Here is a 16429-nt window from a genome sequence, read left to right as displayed (position 1 = left end):
ACGCCAACCGGGGAGTCCCGCATGCTCGATAGTCTTGTCTGGGACGCTGAGCTGATCCGTCGTCACGATCAGCCAGGTCCGCGCTACACGTCCTACCCCACCGCGGTTCAATTCGACAACCAGGTGGGCTCGTTCGACCTGCTGCACGCCCTGCGCGACAGCCGCAAGGCCTTGCGCCCACTGTCGTTGTACGTGCACCTGCCGTTCTGCGCACACATTTGCTATTACTGCGCCTGCAACAAGGTCATCACCAAGGACCGCGGCCGCGCCCAGGCCTACCTGCAACGGCTGGAGCAGGAAATCCAGCTGATCGCCTGTCACCTGGACCCGCGCCAGAGTGTGCAGCAGCTGCATCTGGGCGGCGGCACGCCGACCTTCCTCAGCCACGATGAACTGCGCCAGCTGATGGCCAGCCTGCGCAGCCATTTCAATCTGCGCCTGGACGACGGCGGCGACTACGGCATCGAAATCGACCCGCGCGAGGCCGACTGGTCGACCATGGGCCTGCTGCGCGAGCTGGGCTTCAACCGCGTCAGCGTCGGCGTGCAGGACTTCGACCCGCAGGTGCAGCGCGCCGTCAACCGGCTGCAGACCCTGGACGAAACCCGCGCCATCATCGAGGCGGCGCGCACCCTGCAGTTCCGCTCGGTGAACCTGGATCTGATCTACGGCCTGCCGCGCCAGACCGTCGACAGCTTCGCCCGCACCGTGGACGAAGTGATCCAGCTGCAACCCGACCGCCTGTCAGTGTTCAACTACGCCCACCTGCCCGAGCGTTTCCCGCCCCAACGGCGCATCGACCACGTCGAACTGCCGCCTCCCGGCGTGAAGCTGCAGATGCTCAAGGGCACCATCGAGCAACTGACCGCCGCCGGTTACCGCTACATCGGCATGGACCACTTCGCCCTGCCCGACGACGACCTGGCCATCGCCCAGGAAGAAGGCCAGTTGCAGCGCAACTTTCAGGGCTACACCACCCATGGCCACTGCGACCTGATTGGGTTGGGGGTGTCGGCGATCAGCCAGGTGGGCGACCTGTACAGCCAGAACAGCAGCGACTTGAACGAGTACCAGAACACCTTGGCCGGCGCGCAACTGGCCACCGCGCGGGGCTTGAACTGCGACGCGGACGACCGCCTGCGGCGGGCGGTGATCCAGCAGTTGCTCTGCCATTTCGAGGTGGATTTCGCGGCGTTCGAGCAGCGCTTCGGGATTGAGTTTCGCGGGTATTTTGCGGCGATCTGGACGCAGTTGCAGCAGATGCAAGGCGAGGGGTTGATCGCGCTGGATGCAGCGGGCATTCGAGTGAAGCCGGTGGGACGGTTGTTGGTGCGCTCCGTGTGCATGCTGTTCGATGCACACCTGGCGCCGCAGGATCAGCTGCGCTTCTCCCGCGTCATCTAACCTTCCTTTGTGGGAGCGGGCTCTGCCCGCGAAGGCCTCACTGCGGTATTACTGATCTATCGCGGTGCCCTTTTCGCGGGCAGAGCCCGCTCCCACAGTGGCAGGATGTGATGATATTCAAGGCGCTATTTGGCGGCCAGGGCGCCCGCCTTGAGCACTTGCTCAGGCGACAGGTTCTGATCTTTCATCGACTGTGCCAGGCTGGACATGGCCACGATCATCGCCGCGTTGATGGCGTTGATCGCACTTTGCAGTGCCGCCATGCGTGCCTGGCGCTGCTGCGCAGGCATGTCCTTGTCACCGGCCAGCGCCTGCAGCTCGGCCATTTTCTCCGCCAGTTGCTTCTTCAACTCGCGGATCATTTTCAGGGTTTCCTGAATGCTTGCAGGCAAACCGCTATCTTCTATGTCCTTATTGTTACTTTGCTGCGCCGCCTTGCTCATGCCCGGTGAGGAAAGCGTCACTTTGACCGCCGGACTGGCTACAGGCTCCGTGCCATCATTGCTGGCCGTGGCCTGCGCTTGGGTGTCGTGTATCTGCCACTGGGCGGGCGTGGGCGTGGTGCGGGGGTCGAAAATCAGCATCGCGGGGCTCCGTGCGCAGGTCATGATGTCAATTGTATCGACGATGAAATACTTTTCTTGAGCGCGCGCTGCGACTAAACGTCGGCTGGTCTCGTACGTTTCAAAAAGGTACCCTTACAGTCAATGTGTGTTTTTTCCAAAGGATTTGAATAGATGTCCGAGCCAGTCAAAGTACGTACTGTCACTCAGGCCCACTGCAAGGATTGCAGCCTGGCACCCCTGTGCCTGCCCCTGTCGTTGAACCTGGAAGACATGGACGCGCTGGACGAAATCGTCAAACGTGGCCGTCCCATGAAAAAAGGTGAGTACCTGTTCCGCCAGGGCGACCGCTTCAATTCGGTGTACGCCGTGCGTTCCGGCGCGCTGAAAACCTTCAGCCTCAGCGATGGCGGCGAAGAACAGATCACCGGCTTCCACCTGCCCAGCGAACTGGTGGGGCTGTCGGGCATGGACACCGAGTCCTACCCGGTGACCGCGCAGGCCCAGGAAACCACCTCGGTGTGCGAAATCCCTTTCGAGCGCCTGGACGAACTGAGCGTGCAATTGCCGCAGCTGCGTCGGCAATTGATGCGGGTGATGAGCCGCGAGATTCGCGACGATCAGCAGATGATGTTGCTGCTGTCGAAGAAAACCGCCGACGAACGGATCGCTACCTTTCTGGTCAACCTGTCCGCGCGTTTCCGCGCCCGCGGCTTTTCCGCCAACCAGTTCCGCCTGAGCATGTCGCGCAACGAGATCGGCAATTACCTGGGGCTGGCCGTGGAGACGGTGTCGCGGGTGTTCACGCGCTTCCAGCAGAACGAGCTGATTGCTGCCGAGGGCAAGGAGATCCACATCCTCGACCCGATCCAGCTGTGCGCCCTGGCCGGCGGCACCCTGGAAGCCTGATTTCGACCTGACCGATCGAACAGGTATACTGGCGGGCATATTTTGCCTGCCAGGACCTCCCCACGATGGTTATCGATACCTTCAGCTTCAAATCCCTGATCCGCCCCGTCGTGGACTTCCCCAAACCCGGTGTGATCTTCCGCGACATCACCCCGCTGTTCCAATCGCCCAAAGCCTTGCGCATGGTGATCGACAGCTTCGTGCACCGTTACATCGATGCCGAGTTCAGCCACATCGGCGCCATGGACGCGCGCGGCTTCCTGATCGGCTCCATCGTCGCCCACGAGCTGAACAAGCCGCTGATCCTGTTCCGCAAGCAAGGCAAGCTGCCCGCCGACGTGCTGGCCGAAGGCTACAAGACCGAATACGGTGAAGCGTTCCTGGAAGTGCACGCCGACAGCCTGTGCGAAGGTGACTCGGTGATCCTGTTCGACGACCTGATCGCCACCGGCGGTACCCTGATCGCCGCCGCCAACCTGGTACGCCGCATGGGCGCACGCGTGCATGAAGCCAGCGCGATCATCGACCTGCCGGAGCTGCTGGGTTCCCAGCGTCTGGAAGACATGGGCATCCCGACGTTCTGCCTGACCAACTTTGCGTTGACTGATATGTGATCGCCTGTAGCCGCTGCCGCGAGGCTGCGCTGGCCGGTGTGAACCCTGAAGATCTTCAGTGGGTTACAGGGCCAGCGCAGCCTGGCGGCAGCGGCTACAGATCAGGGTCAGATCTTACAGGCTGACCGGCTTGCGCCCGGCAAAGGAATGCGCCAGCGTACCGCCGTCGACCATGTCCAGCTCGCCGCCCAACGGCACGCCGTGGGCAATGCGCGAAGCGACCAGGCCTTTGCTGGCCAGCAACTGGGCGATGTAGTGCGCCGTGGCTTCGCCTTCAACCGTCGGGTTGGTGGCCAGAATCACTTCCGTGAAACTGCCCTGCTCTTCAATCCGCGCCATCAGTTGCGGAATGCCGATCGCCTCCGGCCCCAGGCCGTCGAGCGGCGACAAATGCCCCTTGAGCACAAAGTAGCGACCGCGATAGCCGGTCTGCTCCACCGCGTACACATCCGTCGGGCCTTCCACCACGCACAGCAAGGTGTCGTCACGGCGATGGTCGGCGCACTGCGGGCACAGTTCCTCTTCGGTCAAGGTGCGGCATTGGCGGCAGTGGCCCACGCCTTCCATGGCCTGGCTCAGCGCCTGGGCCAGCCGGGTGCCGCCGCTGCGGTCGCGCTCCAGCAGTTGCAGCGCCATGCGCTGGGCGGTTTTCTGACCCACGCCCGGCAGGGTGCGCAGGGCATCGATCAGTTGGCGGATCAGTGGGCTGAAGCTCATGGGTAAATGCCTGACAAAAACAACGAGACGCGGTTTATACCCGCGCCTCCGGGTGGCGTCAAATGCTCACGCCTCTGACACTTTGACCACCAGCTTGCCGAAATTGCGCCCCTGCAGCAGGCCGATGAAGGCTTCGGGGGCATTCTCCAGGCCCTCCACCACATCCTCGCGGTAACGCACCTTGCCATCACGCACCCATGGCAGCATGGCGGCGATGAATTCGGCCTGGCGGTCGCCAAAGTCGTCGAAGACGATGAAGCCCTGCATGCGGATACGCTTGGTCAGCAACAGGCGTGGCAACAGCGACAGACGGTCGGGGCCAGCTGGCAATTCAGTGGCGTTGTACTGGGCGATCAGCCCGCACACCGGGATACGCGCACAGGGGTTTAGCAACGGCATCACGGCGTCAAACACGGCGCCGCCAACGTTTTCGAAGTAAATGTCGATGCCCTTGTCGCAGGCCTTGGCCAGGTCCTGGGCGAAGGTGGGCGACTTGTGGTCCAGGCAGGCGTCGAAGCCCAGTTCGTCGACCACGTAGCGGCATTTGTCGGCACCACCGGCCACGCCCACCACTTTCAGGCCCTTGAGCTTGGCCACCTGCCCCACCACCGAGCCGACGGCGCCCGATGCGGCGGCCACTACCACGGTCTCGCCGGCCTTGGGCTGGCCGATGTGGGTGAGGCCCATGTAGGCGGTCATGCCGGGCATGCCCAGCACGCCCAGTGCCAGGGAGGGGTTGGGGATACCGGCGGGCAGCACGATCAGGTCGTCGCCGTTGGAAATGCTATGGGACTGCCAGCCGGTCATGCCCACCACCTGGTCGCCGACCTGGTACTTGGGGTGGCGCGACTGCTCCACCACGCTGACCGCGCCGCCGGTCATCACCTCGTCGATTTGCACGGGGGCGGCGTAGGACGGCGCGTCGCTCATGCGGCCGCGCATGTAGGGGTCCAGGGACAGGTACAAGGTGCGCAGCAGAACCTGGCCGTCTTCCAGGTCAGGGAGCGTCACGCGTTCAAGGCGGAAGTGCTCGGGGGTGGGGGCGCCCTTGGGGCGCGATACCAGCACGATGCGCTGGTTGAGGATCAGGTCCTGGGACATCGAGGGGCTCCTTCAGGTGGGACGATATAGAGCAGACCCTATCATGCCTGACGGCGTTCCCCCGCTTCGCGTAGCCGCTGCCAAAGGCTGCGCTGGCCCCGTGCGGCACCGGTATTCTTCAGCGTATGAGAGGGCCAGCGCAGCCTGGCGGCAGCGGCTACGGGTGTGACGCGGCGAATAAACAACAATGCCAGGCATGAGCCTGGCATTGGGGTACAGCGCAAGACGCCTTAGAACGGCATCTTGAAGCCCGGTGGCAGTTGCATGCCAGCGGTCATGCCGCCCATTTTGTCCTGGCTGTTGGCTTCGATCTTGCGCACGGCGTCGTTGACGGCGGCGGCGATCAGGTCTTCCAGCACTTCCTTGTCTTCCTGCATCAGGCTGTCGTCCAGGCTGATGCGCTTGACGTCGTGACGACCGGTCATCACCACGCTCACCAGGCCGGCGCCGGATTGACCGGTCACTTCGGCGTTGGCCAGTTCTTCCTGCATCTTGGCCATTTTTTCCTGCATCTGCTGCGCCTGCTTCATCAGGCCGGCCATGCCACCTTTCATCATGGGGATCACCTCATCGGTTGTTTGGTTTGCCGCGCAGCGTGCCCCGGCGGGGTACGCTGCGCGTGGTTAACGGGTTACTGGCTTTGGCTGACCAAAGCGTCGACAGGTTCAATAGTATCCTCGCGCACGCTGGCGCCGAACTGGCTGATCATCTGCCGGATGAACGGATCGGCATGGATCGAGGCCACGGCTTCGCCCTGGCGCTCGTTGCGGCGGCGCGAAGCGGCCTGGGCAGGGGTTTCCTGCTCGGGGCGGATCAGTTCGATGGTCAGCGTCAGCGTACGGCCATGGTACTGGTTGAGGGCGTCGTTGAGGCGCCGCTGCTGGGTGCTGTTGAACAGCGCGCTGTGCCCCGGGTCCAGGTGCAGCAACCAGTGGTCACCGTCCACGGCAATCAGGCTGCAGTTGGCGGCAATGCTGCCCGTCATGCCGGAAATCGGCAGTTTGGGGAACAGTTCAAGCCACTGCAGGGCCAGGCCGGTGGCCGGCTGTGAGGCCGGCAATGGCTCGGGTTCGGGCGCAGGCTCGGGCGCGCTCTCGCTGGCCAAGTCGTCCAGGTAGCTGTAGGAAGCGGTGTCGATGTCCGCTTCGTAATAATCTTCGTCAAGCGGCGGCTCGTCGTCGCGGTCCATGCCGGCGGGCACGTACTCGATGGGCGGCACGTCCACCTGGGGCGCTGGCGGCACCACGCTGGCCGGCACCGGTGCGGGCATGGGCGTGAGGGCCGGTTGCTCAGCGACCACGTCCAGCACCGGCTCGTCGACCGGGACGGGCTGCGGATCGGGCTCTACCTGCGGCGCAGGCGGTGGCTCGATGGCCGCGGGCTCGTTCCACGGCAGGTCGACGTCGGCGACCATGGGCGCGGGGGCTGGCTGTGGCTGGGGTTCTGGCACAGGCTCGCGCACGGGCTCAGGCGCTGGTTGCACCGGGGCTGGCGCAGGCTGCGGCGCGGCCACAGGGGCCGGCGCAGGCGCGGCGATGGCCGCCACGGCGGGCGCGGCAGCCAGGGCTTGCGGGGACTCAGCTGTGGCTTGGCTGGTCCCCACCGGCTTTAGCACCGGCCTGGGGGCGTCGCCGGTGTCTGCCGGGCGGAAGGCCAGCATGCGCAGCAACACCATCTCGAAGCCACTGCGCGGGTCGGGCGCCAGCGGCAGGTCGCGACGGCCGATCAGGCCCATCTGGTAGTAGAATTGCACGTCCTCGGCCGGCAAGGCCTGGGCCACTGCCAGCACACGGTCGCGGTCGCCGTGGCCGTTGTCCACCGCCTCCGGCAGGGCCTGGGCCACCGCCACGCGGTGCAGCACATTGAGCATTTCGGCCAGCACGCCATTCCAGTCCGGGCCCTGTTCGGCCAGGTGACGCACGGCCTCGAGCAAGGCCCGGGCGTCGCCCTCCAGCAGCGCCTGCAACACGCCGTACACCTGACCATGGTCGAGGGTACCGAGCATGGCGCGCACATCGGCGGCCAGTACCTTGCCTTCACCGAAGGCAATCGCCTGGTCGGTCAGGCTCATGGCGTCACGCATCGAGCCGTCCGCGGCGCGGCCCAGCAACCACAGGGCATCGTCTTCATACGGCACGTGTTCGGCGCCCAGCACGTGGCTCAGGTGCTCCACCACGCGCTCAGGCGTCATGTTTTTCAGCGAGAACTGCAGGCAGCGCGACAGGATGGTCGCCGGCAGCTTCTGCGGGTCGGTGGTGGCCAGGATGAACTTGACGTAGGGCGGCGGCTCTTCCAGCGTTTTCAGCAAGGCGTTGAACGAGTGGCTGGACAGCATGTGCACTTCGTCGATCAGGTAGACCTTGAAGCGCCCGCGGCTGGGGGCGTACTGCACGTTGTCGAGCAGTTCGCGGGTGTCCTCGACCTTGGTGCGGCTGGCGGCGTCGATCTCGATCAGGTCGACGAAGCGGCCTTCATCGATCTCGCGGCACACCGAACATTCGCCGCAGGGCGTGGAGGTGATGCCGGTCTCACAGTTGACGCACTTGGCGATAATGCGGGCGATGGTGGTCTTGCCCACACCGCGGGTACCGGTAAACAGGTAGGCGTGGTGCAGCCGCTGATTGTCCAGTGCGTTGATCAGCGCCTTGAGCACGTGGGTCTGCCCAACCATTTCGCGGAAGGAGCGCGGACGCCATTTACGTGCAAGAACCTGATAACTCATCGAAAACCGTCGCAACTAGAATGCCAAAGACCGCTAATCGTAGCGGAGCAGGGGCAAAAAAGCATCCAATGGCGCGCCTAACTTGTCGCAGCCTGTCACGGCGAGTGCTGCAATTGCAGTCACGGCCCTGGCAGATAGTGGCTACGCTATCGGATTGAAGGTTTTTTCACGGCACGGAGACGCCGATGCGCCTGACCTTGATCGCGCTGGTGCTGATTGCCGGCCAATGCCTGGGCGCCGAGCCACCGCTGCGATTTTCCATCGCGCAGAGCTGGCCCATGCCGCTGGTTCAGGTCGAAGACGGCCACCCCACCCAGGGTATCCTCTACGACATGATGCAAAGCCTGGCCCGCCAGGTGGGCTCACCGGCCGAGTTTCGCGTCATTGCCCGCCTGCGGTTGCAGGCGGCCATGGAGCGCGGCGATGTCGACGTGCGCTGCTACGCCGCGCAGTCGTGGCTGCCGGGGTTGTCGGGGGACTACATCTGGAGCCTGCCGCTGATCACCCAGCGCGACTACGTGGTGGCGCGCCCGGAGGATGCCACTCCGGTCAGCCTAAACGCCTTGGCCCCGCAGGTGATCGGCACGGTGCTGGGCTACACCTACGACGGCTTGCAGCACCAGTTCGCCAGCGGCCAACTGCAACGCGACGACGCGCGCAGCGAAGACCAGGTGCTGCTCAAGCTGCAAGCCCGGCGCTACCGCTACGCCATCATCAGCAAGCTGTCACTGGACTGGTTCAACCAGCACCTGGCGCCGGCGCAGCAGCTCAAGCCGGTGGCGTTCGTGGAGGAACAGGCGCTGGGCTGCTACGTACGCAATGACCCGGCGGTGCCGGTGCAGCGCATCCTGCGCACCTTGCTGCGAATGAAAATGTCGGGGGAAATTGATCGCCTGGTCGAGCACTACACCGGCGTGCCGGTTGCCGCGCAACCCTGACCCTTGTAGCCGCTGCCGCCAGGCTGCGCTGGTCCGTGTGAACCCTGAACGTCTTCAGCGAGGCAGAAGGCCAGCGCAGCCTGGCGGCAGCGGCTACAGGGCTGGTGGCATAACGGTCTCATCTGTATCCTGTGCGACAAATTTGATTCAAAATGTAAGGGAATACGATGAAATACCTGCGCCCCCTCCTGGCCGCAGCACTGCTGTGCGCGGTTCAATTGCCTGCCTATGCCGATACACCTGCCGGCACCACGCAAACCCAACCGAAGATGACCGCCGAACAACTGATGGCTTCCCTCAAGCCCCAGCACGGCACCATCAACCTGCCCGGCGACATCGCCACCCTCAAGCTCAACGACGACTTCTATTACTTGTCACCCGATGACGCCGAACGCGTACTGAACATCGGCTGGGGCAATCCGCCGGGCATCAAGACCCTGGGCATGATCGTGCCCAAGGCCACCAACCCGCTGTCAGAGCGCGGCTGGGGTGTGATCGTCAGCTACACCGAAGACGGGCACATCTCTGACGAAGACGCCAACAAGATCGACTACAGCCAGCTGCTCAAGGACATGCAGGCCGAAGACGAGGACGACAACAAGGAGCGTCGCGAGCAGGGCTATGACGGCATCAGCCTGGTGGGCTGGGCCGAACCACCGCACTACGACGGCCAGAGCCACAAGATCTATTGGGCCAAGGAACTCAAGGCCGACCACGCCGACGTCAACAGCCTCAACTACAGCATCCGCGTGCTGGGCCGCAAAGGCGTGCTGGAGCTCAACGCGGTGGCCGCCATGAGCGACCTGCCCACCATCAAGCGCGAACTGCCGCAGGTGATGGGCTTTGCCGATTTCACCGATGGCAACCGCTACGCCGATTACAGCCCGTCCACCGACAAGCTGGCCTCCTACGGCCTGGCCGCGCTGGTAGCGGGCGGCATCGCCAGCAAGGCGGGCCTGTTCGCCAAGCTGGGCATCATGCTGCTGGCCTTCAAGAAGTTCATCGTCATCGGCGTAGTGGCCGTGGGCGCCTTCCTGCGCAAGCTGTTCAGCCGCAAGGGCTGATCACGCTCACGAAACGCTGGCGAGGTGCCCCAACAGCACCTCGTTACGCTGGCTGAACCCGCCATCGTCGGTGCCCAGCATGCGGTTGTAGATCAACCGGCTGAGCGCCGACTGCGGCACATTGAAATTGCGCTTGAACGGCGCGATCTCCCAGTCATTGGCCAAGGCCTTCTCCATCAAGCGCTCGAAGCTGCCCACCACGGTCTTGGCGGCATGGTCGCGGCTGACCCCGCCACGCTGGTAATAAGCTGCTGCATCGCGTGCGGCCCGATGCAGCAGGTTACAGACCTGGGCGACGGTAAAGCATTGCAACGCCCGGGTGATCATGGCGCAGGTCTTGACCCCCGCGCGGTACCCCAGGCGATATTCCTCCAGCGCGGTTTCCAGGAAGGCCAGGCACTCCAGCAGCGCCAGGTGTTCGCAGCATTCGCGGATATCCTCGGCGCCTTGCTGCAGAAAATCGGCTTGCAACACCTGAGCTTCCAGGCGCTCGTACAGGGCCGCACCGCTGAGCCCCTCCACCACCGGCTGCCAGCGCACTTCGTTGAAGTGCACCCGGGCATCCTGCTCGCTGTCCAGTTCGAAGGCTGCCGTGTCCGACTCGGGGTCCACGGCAATGACGCCGGTGCGCCATAATTGGTTGATCAGGTCGCGGTCCACATCGCGCATCGGCGTCAAACGTCCGTGCCGCACCTGGCAATAGGGGCGGATGTGGCTGAGGTCTTCGCTGCCCGCATGCTTGATCAGGGCCAGCAGGTACAGGCAGTGACGCGGCCGCAGTGCCGTCAGCGGCTGCGCGGCGGCCATTGCCTGTTGGTAGGCCTCAACGATGCGCATGCGCTTGGCTGTGTCCAGTTGTTGCTGTTCCAGGGCCTTGCACACGCCGCAACGAAACGGCCTGCCTTCGCGACGCCCGATGAAGTCGGTGCGCGTGGCAAACTGCACCGGCTCGCCGCAACGCGAGCACTTCATCACGGTCGACCACGCCCGGGAATGGCGTTTGACCAGCGCGGTCAGCTCGCCCGAGCCCATGCTCTCGGCGCGATAAATGGTGGCCACGGTTTCCAGGAAACGTCCGGTGTCCTGGCTGACGCGCCAGTAACGCTGGCACAGGGCGCGGATCCGGGGGTCGGCATCCAGGTACTCGATATGCAGGCCTGGGTGATCGGGCATGGCGACAGCTCTCGCGTGGTTCTTCAGGGCCCATCACAGTAGAGCGGAGCTGGGGGGAAGTAAGCCGGACAATTCCCAAGCAAGGGAGGGAAATTTCCGAAACCAGGGCCCCTTGCGTCCTACAACGCAAGCCGATACGCCACACTCCGTCGCCGCTGCCGGAGGTAGCGCTGGCCGGTGTGAGCCTGAATTATCTACAGCGGGGCGCTGGGCCAGCGCAGCCTGGCGGCAGCGGCTACGGGATCGACGCCAGCCTTGTATCCATGACAATTATTTGATTGCACTGTCTGGCAGGCTCAGGATTAGCACCCAGCAACCCTACTGATCAGGACCCGTCATTGGAACAGACCGCCACACCCCCTTCGCCCCTGGCCGCCCCTTCCAGCGGCTGGCTCAACGGCTTCATCGGCGTGCTGATTTTCAGCGGCTCGCTGCCCGCCACGCGGCTGGCGGTGATGGACTTCAGTCCGCTGTTCCTGACCGTCGCGCGCGCCAGCCTGGCCGCCCTGCTGGCGCTGTGCATCCTGCTGCTGTTCAAGGAAAAACGCCCGGCGCGCGCTCAACTGGGATCGCTGGTCATCGTCAGCCTGGGCGTGGTGGTGGGTTTCCCGCTGCTGACCGCCTTGGCGCTGCAGCATGTCACCTCGGCCCACTCCATCGTGTTTCTTGGACTGCTGCCGCTGTCCACCGCCCTGTTCGGCGTACTGCGCGGCGGCGAGCGGCCGCGGCCGGCGTTTTGGCTGTTCTCGCTGGTCGGCAGCCTGATGGTGGTGGGTTACGCCGTGGCTCAGGGGCTGTCGGCCTCACCGATGGGCGACGTGCTGATGCTGTGCGCGATCATCGTCTGTGGCCTGGGGTATGCCGAAGGCGCCCGGCTGTCGCGCAGCCTGGGCGGCTGGCAGGTGATTTCCTGGGCGCTGGTGGTGGCCCTGCCCTTCATGGCGGTAGGCACTGTCGCCCTGCTGCCGTCGAGCTTCGCCCAGGTGCACTTGGCGGGCTGGCTCAGCCTGGGTTACGTGGCGCTGTTCAGCATGTTCATCGGCTTTGTGTTCTGGTATCGCGGCCTGGCCCAGGGCGGGATCGCCGCCGTTGGCCAACTGCAATTGCTGCAACCGTTTTTCGGGCTGGCGCTGGCCGCCACATTGCTGGGTGAACAGGTGAGCTGGGGCATGCTGGGGGTCACTGTCGGCGTGATCGGCTGTGTGGCCGGTGCGCGGCGGTTTGCGCGCTGAGCGCGGCATTCACGCCTGGTTGATGACGTTACCGCGCATCTGTGCCACACCCTTGTCATCCAGATCGCGCCGCGTGCGAATCGGCCGCAACTCACCTTGAATACGGCTGTTGATCTCATCAATGCCGGTCTGCTGCCTGTTGGCGTTGGACTTGCCCACCAGATACCGCAACGACAAGCGAAACTGCTCCGACTCATGAGCCACCGGCCGCGTGCCGTGTAACGTGCAGTTGTGCCACAGCCCTACATACCCCGGGCCGCCGATCAGGCGCTGGTCAGTGCAGGCCAGGCTGTTGCCCTGATCGTCGCCATACACCCAACTGTCACCTTGCTGATGCTGTAACCGATGGGGAAACAGCGTGGCGCCCAGCCGATGGGTGCCCGGCATCAGGTGCAGCGGCGAGTCATGCTCGGTGACCTCGTGCAGGTATACATACAGCGTCATGAACGTGGAAGGGTCCAGCTCCACACGACCGCGCGGCCAGTCGATGATGTCCTGGTGGAAATCGATACCGCGAAAGTAGGTAATGTCGCGGTACGGCTTCTTGATATATGGCCCCAGGTTGGCCACGTTCACGTCGCGAATACGCTCGCGAATCCAGTCCGGCAGCCAGGCGTCCGGCACCCCGCACACGGCCTTGCGGATGACCACCTCGTAATCCTCCCCCAGTACATGCGCAAGCACCTGGGTCAGGCGTGGGTCCTGTTCGATGAACTGCAACTGCTCGTCGAACTGGTTGAGGAAATTGAATGCAGGGGTGGGGTTGGCGTTGAAATGGTTTTCCTGCGCCAGGTACTCGGCCTGGTCCATGAACAGGCTGCCGTCAAAGGCACGGGCCGCAATCATTTGCTGATAGAGCGCGTGCGTGCGGTCTGCGTCGAGGATTTCGCCGAAGACGTGGGCGCCTTGATTCAGGAGATTGTTGACGCAGGTATGCATGGGGGCTCGCTTGATGTTGCGCAGGTATAAAGGCGTTATCGGCGGCAAGGCCAGCAATTTGATACCGGCAACGAAAAACACGACCGCGCCGTGCCAAGATGCAGCAAGGCACACACCCAGGAGCAGACATGGATATCCAACTCGGCAAGGCCGGCATTCAGCACGCAGACGTTATTGCACCGCTGTTTGATGCCTATCGAATTTTTTATGGCAAAACCTCGGACTTACCCAAGGCCAGGGCTTTTATTGGCGAACGGCTTGAGCGCGAGGAATCAGTGATCTTTTACGCCTGTGACAGCGAACACGGGGCGGTGGGGTTCACGCAGCTGTATCCGACGTTCTCGTCGCTGGATGCGCAACGTACGTGGCTGCTCAATGACCTGTACGTCAGTGAAGTCGCACGGGGGCAAGGGGTGGGCAGGTTGCTGCTCGATGCTGCCAGGGCGTTTGCCATCGACAGCGGGGCCGTGGGGATTGTGCTTGAGACAGGGCGCGGGAATCTGGGTGCGCAGCGGCTGTATGAGTCGTTGGGGTATGTGAGGGATGAGGGGTATTACACCTATTGGCTGGCGCTTCCGGTGAGTCACGATATCGAAACGTGAGCGCTCTAGCCTCTGCGTCTCTTACTTGCCGACGCTAGCGAACCACGTATGTTGATTCGAATCGCCCTACCCTCTGATGCAGGCGCTGTCGCCCCCCTGTAGCCGCTGCCGGTAGGCTGCGCTGGGCTTGGTGTGCGCTAGAGATCTTCGGTGGGGCTTGGGGCCAGCGCAGCCTGGCGGCAGCGGCTACGGCAAGGTGGTACTGGCCCGGTCCCACAAGGGCGGGGGGCGCGGAGCCATAAAGACAAAACCCCCACCTGCCTTCGCAAGTGGGGGTTTCGGAATTTAATCTTGACGATGACCTACTCTCACATGGGGAAACCCCACACTACCATCGGCGATGCATCGTTTCACTGCTGAGTTCGGGATGGGATCAGGTGGTTCCAATGCTCTATGGTCGTCAAGAAATTCTGTAGCCAGGATGCCCTTTGGGAGGCACACCAGCGAATCGGGTATGTGATGGTATTTGTGAATCAGCAAACTTTCGGTTCGTATCATCTTCACAACACCGCAATCTGGTCTATTCGACGCAAATTGCTTGGGTGTTATATGGTCAAGCCTCACGGGCAATTAGTATTGGTTAGCTCAACGCCTCACAGCGCTTACACACCCAACCTATCAACGTCGTAGTCTTCGACGGCCCTTCAGGGAACTCAAGGTTCCAGTGAGATCTCATCTTGAGGCAAGTTTCCCGCTTAGATGCTTTCAGCGGTTATCTTTTCCGAACATAGCTACCCGGCAATGCCACTGGCGTGACAACCGGAACACCAGAGGTTCGTCCACTCCGGTCCTCTCGTACTAGGAGCAGCCCCTCTCAAATCTCAAACGTCCACGGCAGATAGGGACCGAACTGTCTCACGACGTTCTAAACCCAGCTCGCGTACCACTTTAAATGGCGAACAGCCATACCCTTGGGACCGGCTTCAGCCCCAGGATGTGATGAGCCGACATCGAGGTGCCAAACACCGCCGTCGATATGAACTCTTGGGCGGTATCAGCCTGTTATCCCCGGAGTACCTTTTATCCGTTGAGCGATGGCCCTTCCATACAGAACCACCGGATCACTAAGACCTACTTTCGTACCTGCTCGACGTGTCTGTCTCGCAGTCAAGCGCGCTTTTGCCTTTATACTCTACGACCGATTTCCGACCGGTCTGAGCGCACCTTCGTACTCCTCCGTTACTCTTTAGGAGGAGACCGCCCCAGTCAAACTACCCACCATACACTGTCCTCGATCCGGATAACGGACCTGAGTTAGAACCTCAAAGTTGCCAGGGTGGTATTTCAAGGATGGCTCCACGCGAACTGGCGTCCACGCTTCAAAGCCTCCCACCTATCCTACACAAGCAAATTCAAAGTCCAGTGCAAAGCTATAGTAAAGGTTCACGGGGTCTTTCCGTCTAGCCGCGGATACACTGCATCTTCACAGCGATTTCAATTTCACTGAGTCTCGGGTGGAGACAGCGCCGCCATCGTTACGCCATTCGTGCAGGTCGGAACTTACCCGACAAGGAATTTCGCTACCTTAGGACCGTTATAGTTACGGCCGCCGTTTACCGGGGCTTCGATCAAGAGCTTCGCGTTAGCTAACCCCATCAATTAACCTTCCGGCACCGGGCAGGCGTCACACCCTATACGTCCACTTTCGTGTTTGCAGAGTGCTGTGTTTTTAATAAACAGTCGCAGCGGCCTGGTATCTTCGACCGGCATGAGCTTACGGAGCAAGTCCTTCACCCTCACCGGCGCACCTTCTCCCGAAGTTACGGTGCCATTTTGCCTAGTTCCTTCACCCGAGTTCTCTCAAGCGCCTTGGTATTCTCTACCCAACCACCTGTGTCGGTTTGGGGTACGGTTCCTGGTTACCTGAAGCTTAGAAGCTTTTCTTGGAAGCATGGCATCAACCACTTCGTCGTCTAAAGACAACTCGTCATCAGCTCTCGGCCTTAGAATCCCGGATTTACCTAAGATTCCAGCCTACCACCTTAAACTTGGACAACCAACGCCAAGCTGGCCTAGCCTTCTCCGTCCCTCCATCGCAATAACCAGAAGTACAGGAATATTAACCTGTTTTCCATCGACTACGCTTTTCAGCCTCGCCTTAGGGACCGACTAACCCTGCGTCGATTAACGTTGCGCAGGAAACCTTGGTCTTTCGGCGTGGGTGTTTTTCACACCCATTGTCGTTACTCATGTCAGCATTCGCACTTCTGATACCTCCAGCAAGCTTCTCAACTCACCTTCACAGGCTTACAGAACGCTCCTCTACCGCATCACCAAAAGGTGATACCCGTAGCTTCGGTGCATGGTTTGAGCCCCGTTACATCTTCCGCGCAGGCCGACTCGACTAGTGAGCTATTACGCTTTCTTTAAAGGGTGGCTGCTTCTAAGCCAACCTCCTAGCTGTCTAAGCCTTCCCACATCGTTTCCCACTTAACCATGACTTTGGGACCT

The 16429-nt window shown here is 62.2% G+C and carries 14 protein-coding genes and 2 rRNA genes (1 of these 16 cut by a window edge); 7 read left to right on the top strand and 9 right to left on the bottom strand.

What is annotated here, in order from left to right; translation table 11 throughout:
* Window positions 1-21: 21 nt before the first annotated feature.
* Entirely contained in the window at window positions 22-1404 is a 1383-nt protein-coding gene (gene hemN / locus ACZ9GA_RS05250) for an oxygen-independent coproporphyrinogen III oxidase (RefSeq protein ID WP_457356756.1), read from the top strand.
* A gap of 125 nt (window positions 1405-1529) precedes the next feature.
* On the opposite strand, the gene ACZ9GA_RS05245 is transcribed toward hemN, so the two are convergent.
* Window positions 1530-1988 carry a hypothetical protein gene (locus ACZ9GA_RS05245; RefSeq protein ID WP_457356757.1) on the bottom strand — a complete coding sequence of 153 codons (459 nt, stop codon included), beginning with the start codon at window positions 1986-1988 and terminating at the stop codon, window positions 1530-1532.
* A gap of 153 nt (window positions 1989-2141) precedes the next feature.
* Between ACZ9GA_RS05245 and fnr the strand changes: the two genes are divergently transcribed.
* Together fnr and ACZ9GA_RS05235 are read left to right on the top strand one after the other, a co-directional pair.
* On the top strand, window positions 2142-2876 hold the full coding sequence (gene fnr / locus ACZ9GA_RS05240; protein WP_455923629.1) for a fumarate/nitrate reduction transcriptional regulator Fnr: 735 nt from the start codon (window positions 2142-2144) through the stop codon (window positions 2874-2876).
* Between the two features lie 65 nt (window positions 2877-2941).
* Window positions 2942-3490: an adenine phosphoribosyltransferase gene (locus ACZ9GA_RS05235; RefSeq protein WP_027981430.1), complete on the top strand. Its 549-nt coding sequence runs from the start codon at window positions 2942-2944 to the stop codon at window positions 3488-3490.
* Window positions 3491-3604: 114 nt separating this feature from the next.
* Here the strand turns inward: ACZ9GA_RS05235 and recR are convergent, their stop codons facing one another.
* From recR to dnaX, 4 genes are all read right to left on the bottom strand, one after another.
* Window positions 3605-4207: a recombination mediator RecR gene (recR, locus tag ACZ9GA_RS05230; RefSeq protein ID WP_457356758.1), complete on the bottom strand. Its 603-nt coding sequence runs from the start codon at window positions 4205-4207 to the stop codon at window positions 3605-3607.
* Window positions 4208-4273: 66 nt separating this feature from the next.
* Window positions 4274-5308 (bottom strand): NADP-dependent oxidoreductase, encoded by a 1035-nt coding sequence (locus tag ACZ9GA_RS05225; RefSeq protein ID WP_457356759.1) that lies wholly within the window; start codon window positions 5306-5308, stop codon window positions 4274-4276.
* Window positions 5309-5538: 230 nt separating this feature from the next.
* The gene (locus ACZ9GA_RS05220) at window positions 5539-5865 is read right to left on the bottom strand and encodes a YbaB/EbfC family nucleoid-associated protein (protein ID WP_455923656.1); all 327 of its coding nucleotides are present in this window, start codon (window positions 5863-5865) and stop codon (window positions 5539-5541) included.
* A gap of 74 nt (window positions 5866-5939) precedes the next feature.
* The gene (dnaX, locus tag ACZ9GA_RS05215) at window positions 5940-8030 is read right to left on the bottom strand and encodes a DNA polymerase III subunit gamma/tau (protein WP_457356760.1); all 2091 of its coding nucleotides are present in this window, start codon (window positions 8028-8030) and stop codon (window positions 5940-5942) included.
* A 185-nt stretch (window positions 8031-8215) separates the two neighbouring features.
* Between dnaX and ACZ9GA_RS05210 the strand changes: the two genes are divergently transcribed.
* Window positions 8216-8968, top strand: coding sequence for a substrate-binding periplasmic protein (locus ACZ9GA_RS05210; protein WP_457356761.1), 753 nt, complete (start codon window positions 8216-8218; stop codon window positions 8966-8968).
* 167 nt (window positions 8969-9135) lie between these two features.
* Window positions 9136-10032, top strand: coding sequence for a DUF2167 domain-containing protein (locus ACZ9GA_RS05205; RefSeq protein ID WP_457356762.1), 897 nt, complete (start codon window positions 9136-9138; stop codon window positions 10030-10032).
* Between the two features lie 6 nt (window positions 10033-10038).
* On the opposite strand, the gene ACZ9GA_RS05200 is transcribed toward ACZ9GA_RS05205, so the two are convergent.
* Window positions 10039-11205: a hypothetical protein gene (locus tag ACZ9GA_RS05200; RefSeq protein ID WP_457356763.1), complete on the bottom strand. Its 1167-nt coding sequence runs from the start codon at window positions 11203-11205 to the stop codon at window positions 10039-10041.
* Window positions 11206-11543: 338 nt separating this feature from the next.
* Here ACZ9GA_RS05200 and ACZ9GA_RS05195 point away from each other — a divergent pair, with 338 nt between their 5' ends.
* Window positions 11544-12437, top strand: a complete 894-nt coding sequence (locus tag ACZ9GA_RS05195; protein ID WP_457356764.1) for a DMT family transporter — start codon at window positions 11544-11546, stop codon at window positions 12435-12437.
* 9 nt (window positions 12438-12446) lie between these two features.
* Here the strand turns inward: ACZ9GA_RS05195 and ACZ9GA_RS05190 are convergent, their stop codons facing one another.
* The gene (locus tag ACZ9GA_RS05190) at window positions 12447-13376 is read right to left on the bottom strand and encodes a phytanoyl-CoA dioxygenase family protein (protein WP_457356765.1); all 930 of its coding nucleotides are present in this window, start codon (window positions 13374-13376) and stop codon (window positions 12447-12449) included.
* A gap of 128 nt (window positions 13377-13504) precedes the next feature.
* On the opposite strand from ACZ9GA_RS05190, the gene ACZ9GA_RS05185 reads away from it, so the two are divergent.
* Window positions 13505-13978, top strand: coding sequence for a GNAT family N-acetyltransferase (locus tag ACZ9GA_RS05185; RefSeq protein WP_457356766.1), 474 nt, complete (start codon window positions 13505-13507; stop codon window positions 13976-13978).
* A gap of 289 nt (window positions 13979-14267) precedes the next feature.
* Here ACZ9GA_RS05185 and rrf read toward each other — a convergent pair.
* Window positions 14268-14383 (bottom strand): 5S ribosomal RNA (rrf, locus tag ACZ9GA_RS05180).
* 144 nt (window positions 14384-14527) lie between these two features.
* Window positions 14528-16429, bottom strand: a 23S ribosomal RNA gene (locus ACZ9GA_RS05175) (it continues 991 nt past the right edge of the window).

The organism is Pseudomonas sp. TE3644 (genome assembly GCF_056278815.1).
This window is presented reverse-complemented; position numbering and strand designations above follow the sequence as displayed.